This window comes from Pseudomonas sp. LBUM1661, from assembly GCF_059695925.1.
In genome coordinates this window covers 6,212,204-6,226,910 of sequence record NZ_CP166794.1, presented here as the reverse complement: position 1 = coordinate 6,226,910, position 14,707 = coordinate 6,212,204, and the positions used below count along the sequence as shown (strand labels likewise).

The 14,707-nt window shown below is 61.1% G+C and carries 13 protein-coding genes; 12 read left to right on the top strand and 1 reads right to left on the bottom strand.

Annotation, left to right across the window (positions count from 1 at the left end; genetic code table 11):
• Nucleotides 1-117: 117 nt before the first annotated feature.
• Genes ACA057_RS28690 through ACA057_RS28680 form a run of 3 tightly spaced genes read left to right on the top strand, consistent with a single transcriptional unit; the run spans nucleotide 118 to nucleotide 2,574 of the window.
• On the top strand, nucleotides 118-1,137 hold the full coding sequence (locus ACA057_RS28690; RefSeq protein WP_497344167.1) for an aminoglycoside phosphotransferase family protein: 1,020 nt from the start codon (nucleotides 118-120) through the stop codon (nucleotides 1,135-1,137).
• Nucleotides 1,134-1,805, top strand: a complete 672-nt coding sequence (gene murU / locus ACA057_RS28685) for an N-acetylmuramate alpha-1-phosphate uridylyltransferase MurU (RefSeq protein WP_497344165.1) — start codon at nucleotides 1,134-1,136, stop codon at nucleotides 1,803-1,805. Before ACA057_RS28690 ends, murU begins: the two co-directional genes overlap by 4 nt.
• 1 nt (nucleotide 1,806) lies before the next feature.
• Entirely contained in the window at nucleotides 1,807-2,574 is a 768-nt protein-coding gene (locus ACA057_RS28680; protein ID WP_497344163.1) for a TerB family tellurite resistance protein, read from the top strand.
• Between the two features lie 142 nt (nucleotides 2,575-2,716).
• Here the strand turns inward: ACA057_RS28680 and ACA057_RS28675 are convergent, their stop codons facing one another.
• Nucleotides 2,717-3,703 carry an alpha/beta hydrolase family protein gene (locus tag ACA057_RS28675; RefSeq protein WP_497344161.1) on the bottom strand — a complete coding sequence of 329 codons (987 nt, stop codon included), beginning with the start codon at nucleotides 3,701-3,703 and terminating at the stop codon, nucleotides 2,717-2,719.
• A gap of 73 nt (nucleotides 3,704-3,776) precedes the next feature.
• Between ACA057_RS28675 and ACA057_RS28670 the strand changes: the two genes are divergently transcribed.
• The 9 genes from ACA057_RS28670 to ACA057_RS28630 all read left to right on the top strand — a co-directional run bounded on the left by ACA057_RS28670 (nucleotide 3,777) and on the right by ACA057_RS28630 (nucleotide 14,693).
• A complete protein-coding gene (locus tag ACA057_RS28670; RefSeq protein WP_497344159.1) occupies nucleotides 3,777-6,173 on the top strand; it encodes a PAS domain-containing sensor histidine kinase in 2,397 nt (798 codons plus the stop codon).
• Between the two features lie 112 nt (nucleotides 6,174-6,285).
• Entirely contained in the window at nucleotides 6,286-6,915 is a 630-nt protein-coding gene (locus ACA057_RS28665; RefSeq protein ID WP_003210977.1) for a response regulator, read from the top strand.
• A gap of 343 nt (nucleotides 6,916-7,258) precedes the next feature.
• Entirely contained in the window at nucleotides 7,259-8,383 is a 1,125-nt protein-coding gene (locus ACA057_RS28660; RefSeq protein ID WP_497344157.1) for an ABC transporter ATP-binding protein, read from the top strand.
• Between the two features lie 51 nt (nucleotides 8,384-8,434).
• Nucleotides 8,435-9,478 (top strand): ABC transporter substrate-binding protein, encoded by a 1,044-nt coding sequence (locus ACA057_RS28655; protein ID WP_497344155.1) that lies wholly within the window; start codon nucleotides 8,435-8,437, stop codon nucleotides 9,476-9,478.
• Nucleotides 9,479-9,669: 191 nt separating this feature from the next.
• Entirely contained in the window at nucleotides 9,670-10,917 is a 1,248-nt protein-coding gene (locus ACA057_RS28650) for an ABC transporter permease (RefSeq protein WP_059407373.1), read from the top strand.
• Nucleotides 10,918-10,929: 12 nt separating this feature from the next.
• Entirely contained in the window at nucleotides 10,930-11,754 is an 825-nt protein-coding gene (locus tag ACA057_RS28645; protein WP_307342881.1) for an ABC transporter permease, read from the top strand.
• Nucleotides 11,755-11,974: 220 nt separating this feature from the next.
• The gene (locus ACA057_RS28640) at nucleotides 11,975-13,123 is read left to right on the top strand and encodes an iron-containing alcohol dehydrogenase (protein WP_401363562.1); all 1,149 of its coding nucleotides are present in this window, start codon (nucleotides 11,975-11,977) and stop codon (nucleotides 13,121-13,123) included.
• Between the two features lie 80 nt (nucleotides 13,124-13,203).
• Complete coding sequence (gene rpe / locus ACA057_RS28635) at nucleotides 13,204-13,878, top strand: ribulose-phosphate 3-epimerase (RefSeq protein ID WP_008035979.1); 675 nt, start codon at nucleotides 13,204-13,206, stop codon at nucleotides 13,876-13,878.
• Nucleotides 13,875-14,693, top strand: coding sequence for a phosphoglycolate phosphatase (locus tag ACA057_RS28630; protein ID WP_497344152.1), 819 nt, complete (start codon nucleotides 13,875-13,877; stop codon nucleotides 14,691-14,693). The genes rpe and ACA057_RS28630 overlap by 4 nt, the downstream gene beginning before the upstream one ends.
• Nucleotides 14,694-14,707 lie beyond the last annotated feature (14 nt).

The window sequence follows — 14,707 nt, the reverse complement described above, 5'->3', positions numbered from 1 at the left end:
GCTTCCTGCGTGCCATCTGCCCGCGGTGTGGGCCGCACGCCTCTCGATGGTCTGAAAAAGATGCTGGATAATAAAGCATGACCCGCTTGACGGCTAGCGCCGTCGGAGACCCTTGCAATGCCTGACCAAGATGTACGTTTGCAACACCTGAAAGTTTGGCTCGATGAGCAGTTGGCGATCCTCTTTGCAGAGCAAGGCTGGGGCGTCGTACCCCCGGCCACGTTGACCGCGGCCAGTAGCGACGCGAGTTTTCGGCGCTATTTCCGCTGGGAAGGCGAGGGCAGAAGCTTCGTCGTAATGGACGCGCCGCCGCCCCAGGAAAACTGCAAACCCTTCGTGGATATCGCTTTTTTGCTGGCGAAATCCGGAATAAATGTGCCGAAAATTTATGCCGAGGACCTCGAACGTGGTTTTCTTTTGCTCAATGACCTGGGCAATCAGACTTATCTCGATGTAATCGACAGCGAAAACGCCGACGATTTGTTCGAGGATGCCCTGCAAGCACTGCTGGCTTTTCAGCAGTTGCCGATGGTCGCGCCGCTGCCGAGTTATGACGTGGCATTGCTGCGGCGCGAGCTGGAATTGTTCCCTGAGTGGTACGTGAAGCGCGAGTTGGGTATCGAGTTCGACCCGGCGCAGCAAATGCTCTGGCAGAACGTCACTGACCTGTTGATCGACAGTGCCCTGGCGCAGCCGAAAGTGCTGGTGCATCGCGACTACATGCCGCGCAACCTGATGCTCAGTGAGCCCAATCCTGGTGTGCTGGATTTCCAGGACGCGGTCTATGGCCCCGTAACCTACGACGTCACTTGCCTGTTCAAGGATGCCTTCCTCAGCTGGCCGGAAGAGCGCGTTTACGGTTGGCTGGAAAACTACTGCCAGCAAGCCGGCGCCCTGGGCATTCCGGTTCAGCCAGACTTCGAAGACTTCCTGCGCGCCAGCGACCTGATGGGGGTGCAGCGTCACCTGAAAGTCATCGGCATCTTCGCCCGCATCTGCCACCGCGACGGCAAGCCGCGTTACCTGGCCGATGTGCCGCGCTTCTTTGCCTATATAGAGGCAGTGATCGCCCGCCGTCCTGAATTGGCCGAGCTGGATGTGTTGCTGTTGAGTCTGCGTGCCGGAGCGAATGCATGAAGGCAATGATTCTGGCGGCCGGCAAAGGCGAGCGCATGCGCCCGCTGACCCTGACCACGCCAAAACCGCTGGTTCGCGCAGGCGGGGTGCCGCTGATCGAGTATCACCTGCGTGCGCTGGCCGCCGCCGGTTTTACCGAGATCGTGATCAACCATGCCTGGCTCGGCCAGCAGATCGAGGATTATCTGGGCGACGGCGCGCGTTATGGCGTGAGCATTCAGTACTCGCCGGAAGGTGAGCCGCTGGAAACCGGCGGCGGGATTTTCCGCGCGTTGCCGTTGTTGGGCGAGGAGGCCTTTGTGGTGGTCAACGGTGACATCTGGACCGACTACGACTTCAGCGTGTTGCATCAGCCCATCGCCGGCCTGGCCCATCTGGTGCTGGCCGACAACCCTGCGCATCACCCGACGGGAGATTTCGGCCTGAACGACGGGCAGGTGCGCGACGGTCAGCCGGGCGGCGCAACCTTGACCTACAGCGGTATCGCGGTGCTGCACCCGCAACTGTTCGACGGTTGCTCTGCCGGGGCGTTCAAACTGGCGCCGTTGTTGCGCGCAGCGATGGCGCAAGGACAAGTGTCTGGCGAGCATTTGAATGGGCATTGGGTGGATGTCGGCACTCATGAACGCCTCGCTGAAGTTGAAGCCCTCATAGAAGCGAGCCGCTGACATGCTTTGGCCAGGGACTCTGATTGGAGCCGGAGCAGGCTTTGCCATAGCCAGCATTCCGGGGGCCATGCTTGGCGCGTTGCTGGGACAAGCGCTGGATCGGCGTTTGAACCTGCAGAGTTGGGCGCACTTGCGCGAAAAACTCGGCGGTCGTCCGGTGTTGCGCAACGACGAATTGCTGTTCGTGTTGTTGGGCCGGTTGGCCAAGTGCGATGGGCGGGTGGTGGATGGCCACATCCAGCAGGCCCGCCAGGAGATGCGTTCGCTGGAAATGACCGAGTCGGCCCAGCGCCGGGCGATTGCCGCGTTCAATCGCGGCAAGTCAGGTCATGACCGGCTGCGCGGTTACCTGCGGCGCTTGAGTGCTCAGCCTCATGCGGCCGAAGGCGTTTTACGCGCCTGCTGGCGGATGGTCTGGGCCGATGGTCGCGCCGGTGGCCGTGAGCGCGAGCTGATTGTGCAGTGGGGTAAATGGTTGGGCTGGACGCCGCAACAGGTGCAGGCCCTGGCGACCGACTATGAACCGCAGAAACGCGGGTTGGGCAACAGTGTTGCAACCTATCAGGACGCCTTGCGGCTTTTGGGCGTGTCCGCCACCAGTGAGCCGGCGCAGATCAAGCGGGCGTACCGGCGCCTGCTCAGTCGGCATCACCCGGACAAAATTGCTGGCAGCGGTGCGTCGGCGTTGCAGGTTCGAGAGGCGACTGACAAGACTCGCGAATTGCACAATGCCTATACGTTGATTCGTCAGCGGCGGGATTTTCGCTAGCCGGGCAGTGTTGTTGTGCCTGTGAGGCCGCCTTCGCGAGCAAGCCCGCTCCCACATTAGATCTTCAGTGGGCATAGATTTTGTGTGCGGCCGAGATCAAATGTGGGAGCGGGCTTGCTCGCGAAGGGAGCGACGCGGTCTATCAGTCCGCCGCAGGCTGAGGATTCAACCAGCCACGCACCCGACGAAACAGCTGTTCCTGCTCCGCTTTGGTATCAGGCAATGCCTTGAGCGACACCTGACTAAAGCCTGAAACCTTCAACCGCTTGCTGGCTTGCAAGCGCTCCAGGGCCAAAGTGCGATCCAGCGGCTTGTCCATGTAGAAGATGTCCGCAGTGGGCAACTTCAAGGTCGGCGTCAGCTCGACCAGTTCGGGTTTCGCGGTGGCGGGCGTCTGCGCCGCGACCATCACGAACTTCTCCACTTGCGATGGCTGCTTCTCGCTCAAATACCGTGCAGCCCAGTAAGCGCCAGTGCCGTGACCCAGCACCACGATGCTGCGAGCACTTTGCTGTTCGGCGTAGGCAATGGCTGCATCAATGCGAGAAAAGATGCGTTCGGCGTCGGCCTTTGATTGTTCCTCGGTGGTTTCAGCGATGGCCTTGTCGGCCACTTCTGCTTCACCGCCGGCCGCTTGTTCAATGGGGGCGGCCGTGGTCGAGTCCTTGCTGCCGGTTTCCGGCGCTTTGAGCGTTGGCGGCATTTCCACGACCCGTGGCGCGATGGCATCGCTTTGCAGGTCCGGCAAGGTGATACTCAGGCTGCTCCATTGGGCGTCCGGCAATTTACGGCGCAATGGCCCGATTGCTTGCGGCCAGTCAACGGTTTCACCGGCGCCAGGGATGATAATCACCGCGCCTTTGGGTTCGGCGGTATTGGCCGGTTTCCACAAGGCCAGGAACGTGTCGGCGCCGGCTTGGAGTTGTTGCTGTTCTTGAACGGGGATTTTTCGCTCAAGTGCTGTCGATTCTTCCTGACTACGCTCAAGCAGCGGCTGACGCTCGACGGGTTTTTCTTCTGTGGCAGGCGCTGAGTCAGCCGCCTCGACGGCTGCTTCGACAGAAAACGCGCAAGGCAGGATCAGCGACAGGCACAATGCTGGCAGTGCCAGGCGGTAGACAGGGGGCATCGGATATTCCAGGCCAGAAGTTATTCCGGCAGCCTAATGGGTTGGTCAGTATTTGTCAGTGTGTGAGATTTCGATGATGCGTTTTCGCTGCCTGTGGGTTATCGGCTGTTTATGGTTTCCCTTGATGGGTTGGGCGGCCGCCGTGCCACCGACGCACGTCGCACAATTGTCCGCGGGCCAGCAGCAATGGCTGGCGCAGCATGACGAATTGAGGGTCGGACTGGTGTTGCAAGCGCCCTTTGCCCAATACGACCGCCGTTTGCAGCGCCTGTCCGGGGTGAACGTCGAGCTGATGAAATGGCTGGCCAAGGCACTCAAGGTCGAGCTGAGCTGGCGCAATTTCCCCGACCTTGCACACCTGGAAGCCGCTGCGCGCGACGGTGAAATCGACATTGCCCCGGGGCTGACCCAAACCCCCGGAGGCCTGCGGCTCTGGCAGTTTTCCGATCCGTACATGCGGGTGCCGCAACTGGTGGTCAGCGACCAGAAAAGCGCCGGCGTGGTTGAGCTGGAAAAACTCGACAGCCAGACCCGCGTCGCCGTGCGCATGCCCAGTGCCACCGCCGATTACCTGCGTAGCAACTATCCGCACCTGAACCTGCAAGGCGTACCGATCGAGCGCCAGGCCTTGCAGTTGCTGCTCAGTCAGCAGGCGAGTTACGCCGTGGTCGATGAGGCGCAATTGGGGCGCCTGTCCATCGAGCCGGAGTTCTCTGGGCTTTTGGTCGTCGGCGACATTGGCCTGCCGCAACTGCTGCGCGTCGCCACTCGGCGGGACTGGCCAGAGCTGGCCGGCATTGTCGAAAACGCCTTGCGGGCAATCCCAGCCAAGGACCTGGAACAACTGCACAACCAATGGTTGCAACCCAAATACCCGCGGCTGACCGAATCCCCCGGTTTCTGGCAAAACCTTTGCCTGCTGTTGCTGGTGTTGACCCTGAGCAGCATGGCCATCGTGTTCTGGCAGCGTCGGCAACAGCACAGTCTGGAGCAACGATTGCTGGAGGCGCGGCAAGACATAGCCTTGCGTACCGCCAGCGAAGAGGCCTTGCGCCTGACGCAGTTTTCCATCGATCAGAGCACCGTCGGCATCCTCTGGGTCAACTGGGACAGCCATGTGCGCTACGCCAACCGCGCCGCCGAAACCATGCTCGGTTATCCGGCGGGCGGAATCATCGATCGGCCGTTGATCGACTTCGAACCCGGCTTGCACATGGACCGTTGGCTGAACCTGTGGAAACGCGCGCGGGCCAGCGAAGAGGGCCCGCAAAGTTTCGAAACCAATTGTGTGCGGGCCGATGGCAGCATTCTGCCGGCGGATGTATCGCTGAGCTTCCTGCGGTTTCGCGATGGCGAATACCTGGTGGTCTACCTCAACGATGTCACCGAGCGCCGTCGCGCTTTGGCGGCGTTGCAGGAAAGCGAAGCGCGGCTGCAAGGGATCGCCGCCAACGTGCCCGGATTGGTCTTTCGTCTGGAACGGGCGCCGGTGACGGGGCAGATTGATTTTGCCTACATCAGTGAAGGCAGCGAAAGTCTCTCGGGTTACTCGCCCGCGACCCTCGCCCATCGCGACAAAGGCTTGCGCAGCCTGGTGCATCCGGACGACAAGGCCAGCTATCACCAAACCCAGGATCATGCGCTGGATACCGACAGCGACTGGTCGTGGCAAGGGCGGATTCTCACCCGTTCAGGCGAACAGCGTTGGGCCGAGATCAAGGCGATTACCCGGCGACTCGAAGACGGTGCGTATGTCTGGGACGGGATCGTCTGGGACATCAGCGAGAGCAAGCGCATCGAACTGGAGCTGGCCAGTTCCCGGGAGCAACTGCGTGAATTGTCGGCGCACCTGGAAAGCGTGCGGGAAGAGGAAAAGGCACGGATCGCCCGGGAAGTTCACGACGAGCTGGGTCAGATGTTGACCGTGCTCAAGCTGGAAACGTCCATGTGCGAACTGGCCTACGCGCAACTCGACCCCGGCCTGAATGAGCGCTTGAACAGCATGAAGCGCTTGATCGCTCAGTTGTTCCAACTGGTGCGTGATGTGGCCACGGCGCTGCGGCCACCGATTCTCGATGCAGGGATCGCCTCGGCAATTGAATGGCAGGCCCGACGATTCGAGGCGCGCACGCAGATTCCGTGTCTGGTGCAGGTGCCGGATAACTTGCCGGTGCTCAGTGATGCCAAGGCCATTGGCTTGTTCCGGATCCTTCAGGAAGCGCTGACCAATGTCATGCGCCATGCCCAGGCGCATACTGTCGAGCTGACACTGACGCTGGAAGGCGACGAGTTGTGTCTGACCGTCAGCGATGATGGCGTAGGATTCGTCGCTTCCACCGGTCGGTCGACATCCTTTGGGGTGGTCGGCATGCGTGAACGGGTGTTGATCATGGGCGGGCAGTTGACGCTTGAGAGTGAACCGGGGGAGGGCACGACCCTGAGTGTGCGAGTGCCGTTGGATGGGGCCTGATGTTTTTGAGTTGTTTGCGCCGACGCCTTCGCGAGCAAGCCCGCTCCCACATTTGATCGCGGTTTAATGTGGAAGCGGGCTTGCTCGCGAAATCTTGAATCTGGAGAAGAACGTGATCCGTGTACTGGTAGCTGAAGACCACACCATCGTCCGCGAAGGGATCAAGCAACTGATCGGCCTGGCCAAGGACCTGTTGGTGGTGGGGGAGGCGAGCAATGGCGAGCAGTTGCTCGAGACCTTGCGTCATGTGCCCTGCGAAGTGGTGTTGCTGGATATCTCCATGCCGGGGGTCAATGGCCTGGAGGCGATTCCACGGATTCGTGCGCTGAACAATCCGCCGGCGATCCTGGTGCTGTCGATGCACGACGAAGCGCAAATGGCCGCCCGGGCGCTGAAGGTGGGCGCGGCGGGCTACGCGACCAAGGACAGCGATCCTGCACTGTTGCTGACGGCGATCCGCAAAGTCGCGGCGGGTGGGCGTTACATCGACCCGGACCTGGCCGACCGCATGGTCTTCGAAGTCGGCCTGACCGATTCGCGACCGTTGCACTCCTTGCTGTCGGAGCGAGAATTCTCGGTGTTCGAGCGCCTGGCCCAGGGCGCCAACGTCAACGACATTGCCCAGCAACTGGCCTTGAGCAGCAAAACCATCAGCACCCACAAGGCGCGGCTGATGCAGAAACTCAACATCACCTCCCTGGCGGAACTGGTGAAGTACGCGATGGAACACAAACTCCTCTAAGCCCTGCCACCGTCCAATGTGGGAGCGGGCTTGCTCGCGAAGGGGCCGTGTCAGTCGACATTAATATTGCCTGACACACCGCTTTCGCGAGCAAGCCCGCTCCCACAGGAATCGTGGTGGCATGTCCATTTACGACAGGCTCAATCACCCCGTTTGCCTGTTCTCGTGGCTCGCAGCTGACAGCTTGCCGCTGCGTTTGCCAAAACGCGCCATCCTTGTAGGGCAATCCCTACCCCCAACCTTCCATTCTGCTGAGGCCATTCTCTCCTGCGCCCCGATTTGCGTGGTCGGCAGCGTCCACTAGGCTTAGTCCACAGCAGTCATCAACAACAAAGGTGTGGGTATGAGCCAGGTCGATTCAAACGCAGGGACCAGTGACATTCTGGTCAGCTTTCGTGGAGTGCAGAAAAGCTACGACGGCGAGAACCTGATCGTCAAAGACCTCAACCTGGAAATTCGCAAAGGCGAATTCCTCACCCTGCTCGGGCCGTCCGGCTCCGGCAAGACCACCAGCCTGATGATGCTCGCCGGTTTCGAAACACCGACCGCAGGCGAAATCCAGCTGGCCGGGCGTTCCATCAACAACGTGCCGCCGCATAAGCGTGACATCGGCATGGTGTTCCAGAACTACGCGTTGTTCCCGCACATGACGGTCGCCGAGAACCTCGCGTTCCCGCTGACCGTGCGCGGCTTGAACAAGAGCGACGTCAGTGACCGGGTCAAGCGTGTCCTGAGCATGGTGCAACTCGACACCTTCGCCCAGCGTTATCCGGCCCAACTGTCCGGCGGTCAGCAGCAGCGTGTGGCGTTGGCCCGGGCGCTGGTGTTCGAGCCGCAGCTGGTGCTGATGGACGAACCCCTCGGTGCACTCGACAAGCAACTGCGCGAACACATGCAGATGGAAATCAAGCACCTGCACCAGCGTTTGGGCGTGACCGTGGTCTACGTGACCCACGACCAGGGCGAAGCCCTGACCATGTCCGACCGTGTGGCGGTGTTCCACCAGGGCGAGATCCAGCAGATCGCCGCGCCGCGCACCCTTTACGAAGAGCCAAAAAATACCTTCGTCGCCAACTTCATCGGTGAGAACAACCGCCTCAATGGCCGCTTGCACAGCCATACCGGCGACCGCTGCATTGTGGAACTTGGCCGAGGGGAAAAAGTTGAAGCCCTGGCCGTCAACGTCGGCAAGACCGGCGAACCCGTCACGCTATCGATTCGCCCGGAACGCGTGAGCCTCAATGGTTCCAGCGAGTCCTGCGTCAACCGCTTCTCAGGGAGGGTGGCGGAATTCATCTATCTGGGCGACCACGTCCGGGTTCGCCTGGAAGTCTGCGGCAAGACCGACTTCTTTGTGAAACAACCGATTGCCGAGCTCGATCCCGCGCTCGCGGTCGGCGACGTGGTACCGCTTGGCTGGCAGGTCGAACACGTTCGCGCGCTCGACCCACTTCTAGAGGCGCATTGATCGCCCCCCTGCTTCAACAACACCCAACCCTGCACGTGGAGAGAACAATAAATGTTGAGATCCCTGAAATTCACCGCTTTGGTCATGGGCATGATCGGCGCGGCGCACGCGATGGCGGCGGGCCCGGACCTGACCGTGGTGTCCTTTGGCGGAGCGAACAAGGCTGCGCAGGTCAAAGCCTTCTACGCACCGTGGGAAGCGGCAGGCAACGGCAAGATCGTGGCGGGCGAGTACAACGGCGAGATGGCCAAGGTCAAAGCCATGGTCGACACCAAGAGCGTGTCCTGGGACCTGGTAGAAGTTGAATCGCCAGAACTGTCCCGTGGTTGCGACGAAGACATGTTCGAGCAACTTGATCCGAAGCTGTTCGGCAAGTCCGAAGACTACGTCAAAGGCGCTATCCAGCCTTGCGGCGTGGGCTTCTTCGTGTGGTCGACCGTGTTGGCCTACAACGCCGACAAGCTGGCCTCCGCGCCAACCAGTTGGGTGGATTTCTGGGACACCAAGAAGTTCCCGGGCAAACGCGGCCTGCGTAAGGGCGCCAAGTACACCCTGGAATTCGCGCTGATGGCTGATGGCGTTGCGCCCAAAGACGTCTACAAAGTACTGGCCGGCAAGGATGGTCAGGACCGCGCGTTCAAGAAACTCGATGAGCTGAAACCAAGCATTCAGTGGTGGGAAGCCGGCGCACAACCGCCGCAATACCTCGCTTCCGGTGACGTGGTCATGAGCTCGGCCTACAACGGCCGGATCGCGGCCGTGCAGAAAGAAAGCAACCTGAAAGTGGTGTGGAACGGCGGCATCTACGACTTCGACGCATGGGCCATTCCAAAAGGTCTGGACGCCAAGCGCGCCGAAGCGGCGAAGAAATTCATCGCCTTCTCGGTACAGCCGCAGCAGCAGAAGACCTACTCGGAAAACATCGCCTACGGTCCGGCCAATATCCAGGCAGTACCGTTGCTGGCCAAGGATGTCCTGAAAGACATGCCGACCACCCCGGAAAACATCGCCAACCAGGTGCAGATCGACGTCAGCTTCTGGGCTGACAACGGCGAGCAACTGGAACAGCGCTTCAATTCCTGGGCTGCGAAGTAAGCCCACCCGAGGGCTTACCCACCCCTGTAGGAGCGAGGCTTGCCCGCGAAGGCGGCGTGTCAGTCGACGTCAATGTTGAATGTGCAGACGCTTTCGCGGGCAAGCCTCGCTCCTACAGGGGGATGTATCGCTAACAAGAACAGAGGTGGCCTGCCTGCCTCTGTAACGATCAAAGATTTCCGGAGTACGCCATGGCCACCGCCATTCCCCTGAACGCGGGCACTGACCCCACCTTGAAGCAGCGGCTCAAGCACGCCGAGCGGATCAACCGCTGGAAAGCACAAGCCTTGATCGCGCCATTGGTGCTGTTTCTGTTGCTGGTGTTCCTGGTGCCGATCGTGGCGCTGCTCTACAAAAGCGTGGGTAACCCGGAAGTGGTCGGCGGCATGCCGCGCACCGTGGCGGCCATCGCCAGTTGGGACGGCCGAGGCCTGCCCGCTGAACCGGTTTACAAGGCGGCCAGCGAAGACCTCGCTGAAGCCCGCAAGAATCAGACGTTGGGCGACTTGTCCAAGCGCTTGAACATGGAGTTGGCCGGCTACCGCAGCCTGCTGACCAAAACCGCCCGCGCCTTGCCGTTTGCCACAGAGCCGGCCTCTTATAAAGAAGCGCTGGAAGGGCTCGACGAGCGTTGGGGCGACCCGGCCTACTGGCAAGCCGTACGCCGTAACACCAGCAGCATCACACCGTATTACCTGCTGGCGGCCGTCGATCATCGCATCGACGATCTCGGCGAAGTGGCCCCAGCCACCCCGGACCAGGCGATCTACCTCGACATCTTCGCCCGCACCTTCTGGATGGGCCTGATCATCACCGCCATCTGCCTGGTGCTGGCCTATCCGTTGGCTTACCTGCTGGCGAACCTGCCATCTCGGCAAAGCAACCTGCTGATGATTCTGGTGCTGCTGCCGTTCTGGACCTCGATCCTGGTGCGAGTGGCGGCGTGGATCGTGTTGCTGCAATCGGGCGGGCTGATCAACAGCGGCCTGATGGCGATGGGCATCATCGATAAGCCGCTGGAGCTGGTGTTCAACCGCACCGGGGTCTACATCTCGATGGTGCACATCTTGCTGCCGTTCATGATTCTGCCGATCTACAGCGTGATGAAAGGCATCTCGCCGACCTACATGCGCGCCGCGATTTCCCTCGGCTGCCACCCGTTCGCCAGTTTCTGGCGGGTGTACTTCCCGCAGACCTATGCCGGCGTCGGCGCCGGGTGCCTGTTGGTGTTCATCCTCGCGATTGGCTACTACATCACCCCGGCGTTGCTGGGCAGTCCGAACGACCAGATGGTCAGTTACTTCGTCGCCTTCTACACCAACACCAGCATCAACTGGGGCATGGCGACCGCGCTCGGTGGGCTGCTGCTATTGGCGACCGTGGTGCTTTATCTGATTTACAGCTGGCTGGTGGGCGCCAGTCGCCTGCGCCTGAGCTAAGGGGAGAACGAAATGCTGAGTCCTTATATGTCGCCCATTGAACGGGTGTGGTTCTACAGCTTGCGGATTCTCTGCGGCTTGATTCTGTTGTTCCTGATTCTGCCGGTGCTGGTGATCATTCCGCTGTCGTTCAACTCCGGGAGTTTTCTGGTGTACCCGCTGCAGGGTTTCTCGCTGCAGTGGTATCACGATTTCTTCGCCTCGGCCGAATGGATGCGCGCCTTGAAGAACAGCATCATCGTCGCCCCGGCGGCCACGGTGCTGGCGATGATCTTCGGTACGCTGGCGGCGATTGGCCTGACCCGTGGCGACTTCCCGGGCAAGCCGCTGGTGATGGCACTGGTGATTTCGCCGATGGTGGTGCCGGTGGTGATCATCGGTGTCGCCAGTTATCTGTTCTTCGCGCCGTTGGGGCTGGGCAACAGCTTCTTCTCGCTGATCGTGGTGCATGCGGTGTTGGGTGTGCCGTTTGTAATCATCACCGTGTCGGCGACGTTGCAAGGGTTTAACCACAACCTGGTGCGCGCCGCTGCCAGCCTCGGTGCTTCGCCGCTGACGGCGTTCCGTCGAGTGACCTTGCCGCTGATCGCGCCTGGGGTGATTTCCGGTGCGCTGTTTGCGTTCGCCACGTCGTTCGATGAAGTGGTCGTGACGCTGTTCCTCGCCGGTCCGGAACAAGCGACCTTGCCACGGCAGATGTTCAGCGGCATCCGCGAAAACCTCAGCCCGACCATCGCCGCCGCCGCGACGCTGCTGATCGCCTTCTCGGTGATCCTGCTGCTGACCCTGGAATGGCTGCGCGGGCGCAGCGAGAAACTGCGCACCGCCCAGGTCTGACGGCTCACACCATCCCCTGTGGGAGCGAGCCTGCTCGCGATAGCGACCTGACATTCAACATTGATGTTGACTGTCACACCGCCATCGCGAGCAGGCTCGCTCCCACAGTTGTTTTGTGGTGGTTTCGGGATCGTTGGTCATTCACACCCTGAATAGCAGACAAACCCCAATCCCCAGCTACTATTGTGCCCAGCTCCCCTATCTATAAGAGGCTGCGCACATGAGTCTTTCCTCTTTCAAAATCGCTCACAAACTGATCACCGGCGCAGGTGCCATCGAGCAACTGGCCGCCGAGCTGACGCGGCTGGACATCGACAACCCGCTGATCGTCACCGACGCGGCACTGGTCAAGTCCGGCACGGTAGAGCTGGCGCTGGCGCAGCTGGGGGATCGGACCTACGAGATTTTCGACCGTGTGCTGCCGGACCCGGAAATCGCCATCGTCGAAGACTGCATGCGGGTTTACCGCGAAGGCGGGCATGACGGGCTGATCGGCCTGGGCGGTGGCAGTGCGATCGACATCGCCAAGAGCGTCGCGGCGTATGCCGGTTACCACGGGGCGCTGGAGGATTTGTTCGGCATCGATCAGGTACCGCGCAAAGGCCCGCCGCTGATCGCCATCCCGACCACCGCCGGCACCGGCTCGGAAGTCACCAACGTGGCGATCCTCTCCGACAAGGTCGCGCAGCTGAAGAAAGGCATCGTCAGCGACTATCTATTACCGGACGTGGCGCTGGTCAGCCCGCAAATGACCCTGACCTGTCCGCGCAGCGTCACGGCCGCCAGTGGCGTCGATGCGCTGGTGCATGCCATCGAATCCTACCTGTCTTTGAATGCCTCGCCGATTACCGATGCCCTGGCCATCGGCGCCATCAAACTGATCGCCAAGGCGTTGCCCAAGGCCTACGCCAATCCGTCCAACCTGCAGGCCCGCGAAGACATGGCCACCGCCAGCCTGATGGCCGGCATGGCGTTCGGCAATGCCGGGGTCGGCGCGGTGCACGCGCTGGCCTATCCGCTGGGCGGGCGCTTCAACATTGCCCACGGCGTCAGCAACGCTTTGCTGCTGCCGTATGTGATGACCTGGAACAAAATGGCCTGCGTGGAGCGCATGCAGGATATCGCCGAGGCCATGGGGGTGAAGACCGCTCATCTGAGCGCCAATCAAGCGGCCGATAAGGCGGTGGAGGCGATGACCGAGTTGTGCGCGGCGGTGGAAATCCCGCCGGGCCTGCGCAGCTTCGGCGTTCCAGAAGACGCCATTCCGGCCATGGCTGTGGAAGCGGCGGGAATTGAGCGCCTGATGCGCAACAATCCGCGCAAACTGAGTGCGGTCGATATCGAGAAGATCTACCGAGCGGCTTACTGATCATCGCAGTCACGGTGCGCGCGCCAAAGCATGCGGTATACAATGCGCGCCATCGTGATTCTGCTCAAAAAAGGTGCGTCATGCAGCCCTTCGTCATTGCTCCGTCGATTCTCTCCGCCGACTTCGCCCGCCTGGGTGAAGAAGTGGACAACGTCCTGGCCGCCGGTGCCGACTTCGTGCACTTCGATGTCATGGACAACCACTACGTGCCGAACCTGACCATCGGCCCGATGGTCTGCGCCGCGCTGCGCAAGTATGGCGTGACCGCGCCGATCGACGCGCACCTGATGGTCAGCCCGGTGGATCGCATCGTCGGTGACTTCATCGAAGCCGGCGCGACCTACATCACCTTCCACCCGGAAGCCACGCAACACGTCGATCGTTCCCTGCAACTGATCCGCGAAGGCGGCTGCAAGTCGGGCCTGGTGTTCAACCCGGCGACCCCGCTGGACGTGCTCAAGTACGTAATGGACAAGGTCGACATGATCCTGCTGATGAGCGTCAATCCGGGCTTCGGCGGGCAGAAGTTCATTCCCGGCACCCTCGATAAGCTGCGCGAAGCGCGAGCGCTGATCGATGCTTCCGGCCGTGACATTCGTCTGGAAATCGACGGCGGCGTGAACGTGAACAACATTCGCGAAATCGCGGCCGCTGGCGCCGACACGTTCGTCGCCGGCTCGGCGATCTTCAATGCACCGAACTACCAAGAGGTGATTGAAAAGATGCGTTCCGAACTGGCGTTGGCTCGTCCATGAGTGGCTTTGAGCAACTGTTCCCGGGGCGTCTGCCGCGGCTGGTGATGTTCGATCTGGATGGCACTCTGGTCGATTCGGTCCCCGACCTCGCGGCGGCTGTGGATAACATGCTGCTCAAACTCGGCCGCAAGCCTGCCGGCATCGAATCGGTGCGCGATTGGGTCGGTAATGGCGTGCAGATGCTGGTGCGCCGGGCGCTGGCCAACCATATCGACGCCAAGGATGTCGATGATGTCGAGGCCGAGTATGCCCTGGAATTGTTCAACGGCTTTTATGAGGATGGGCACGAACTGACCGTGGTCTATCCCGGCGTGCGTGACACCCTGAAATGGCTGCACAAACAGGGCGTCGAGATGGCGCTGATCACCAACAAGCCGGAACGCTTCGTCGCGCCGCTGCTGGATCAGATGAAGATCGGCCGTTACTTCAAATGGATCATCGGCGGCGACACCCTGCCACAGAAGAAACCGGACCCGGCCGCGCTGTTTTTCGTGATGAAAATGGCCAACATTCCGGCCTCGCAATCGTTGTTCGTCGGTGACTCGCGCAGCGATGTGCTGGCGGCGAAAGCGGCGGGGGTCAAGTGCGTGGCGCTCAGCTACGGCTATAACCACGGCCGACCGATTGCCGAAGAGTCGCCGGCGCTGGTGATCGACGATCTGCGCAAGCTAATTCGCGGTTGCCTGGATCCGGCCGCTGAGATAACGTTGGCCGACGCTGTTCAACCCCCTTCTGGAAACGCCATCGTGGTGGTCACTCGCAAACTCTGGATGAAAGTCATCAAGGCCCTGGCCCGTTGGCGTTGGCGCGCCTGACTTGTTCCTGGCCG

What these genes read in the sequence shown, in the direction of transcription:
- ACA057_RS28670 (WP_497344159.1), top strand. Translation starts at nt 3,777, where the DNA reads ATGATGCGTTTTCGCTGCCTGTGGGTTATCGGCTGTTTATGGTTTCCC.
- ACA057_RS28675 (WP_497344161.1), bottom strand. Translation starts at nt 3,703, where the DNA reads ATGCCCCCTGTCTACCGCCTGGCACTGCCAGCATTGTGCCTGTCGCTG.
- ACA057_RS28645 (WP_307342881.1), top strand. Translation starts at nt 10,930, where the DNA reads ATGCTGAGTCCTTATATGTCGCCCATTGAACGGGTGTGGTTCTACAGC.
- murU (WP_497344165.1), top strand. Translation starts at nt 1,134, where the DNA reads ATGAAGGCAATGATTCTGGCGGCCGGCAAAGGCGAGCGCATGCGCCCG.
- ACA057_RS28660 (WP_497344157.1), top strand. Translation starts at nt 7,259, where the DNA reads ATGAGCCAGGTCGATTCAAACGCAGGGACCAGTGACATTCTGGTCAGC.
- ACA057_RS28690 (WP_497344167.1), top strand. Translation starts at nt 118, where the DNA reads ATGCCTGACCAAGATGTACGTTTGCAACACCTGAAAGTTTGGCTCGAT.
- ACA057_RS28650 (WP_059407373.1), top strand. Translation starts at nt 9,670, where the DNA reads ATGGCCACCGCCATTCCCCTGAACGCGGGCACTGACCCCACCTTGAAG.
- ACA057_RS28655 (WP_497344155.1), top strand. Translation starts at nt 8,435, where the DNA reads ATGTTGAGATCCCTGAAATTCACCGCTTTGGTCATGGGCATGATCGGC.
- rpe (WP_008035979.1), top strand. Translation starts at nt 13,204, where the DNA reads ATGCAGCCCTTCGTCATTGCTCCGTCGATTCTCTCCGCCGACTTCGCC.
- ACA057_RS28630 (WP_497344152.1), top strand. Translation starts at nt 13,875, where the DNA reads ATGAGTGGCTTTGAGCAACTGTTCCCGGGGCGTCTGCCGCGGCTGGTG.
- ACA057_RS28640 (WP_401363562.1), top strand. Translation starts at nt 11,975, where the DNA reads ATGAGTCTTTCCTCTTTCAAAATCGCTCACAAACTGATCACCGGCGCA.
- ACA057_RS28680 (WP_497344163.1), top strand. Translation starts at nt 1,807, where the DNA reads ATGCTTTGGCCAGGGACTCTGATTGGAGCCGGAGCAGGCTTTGCCATA.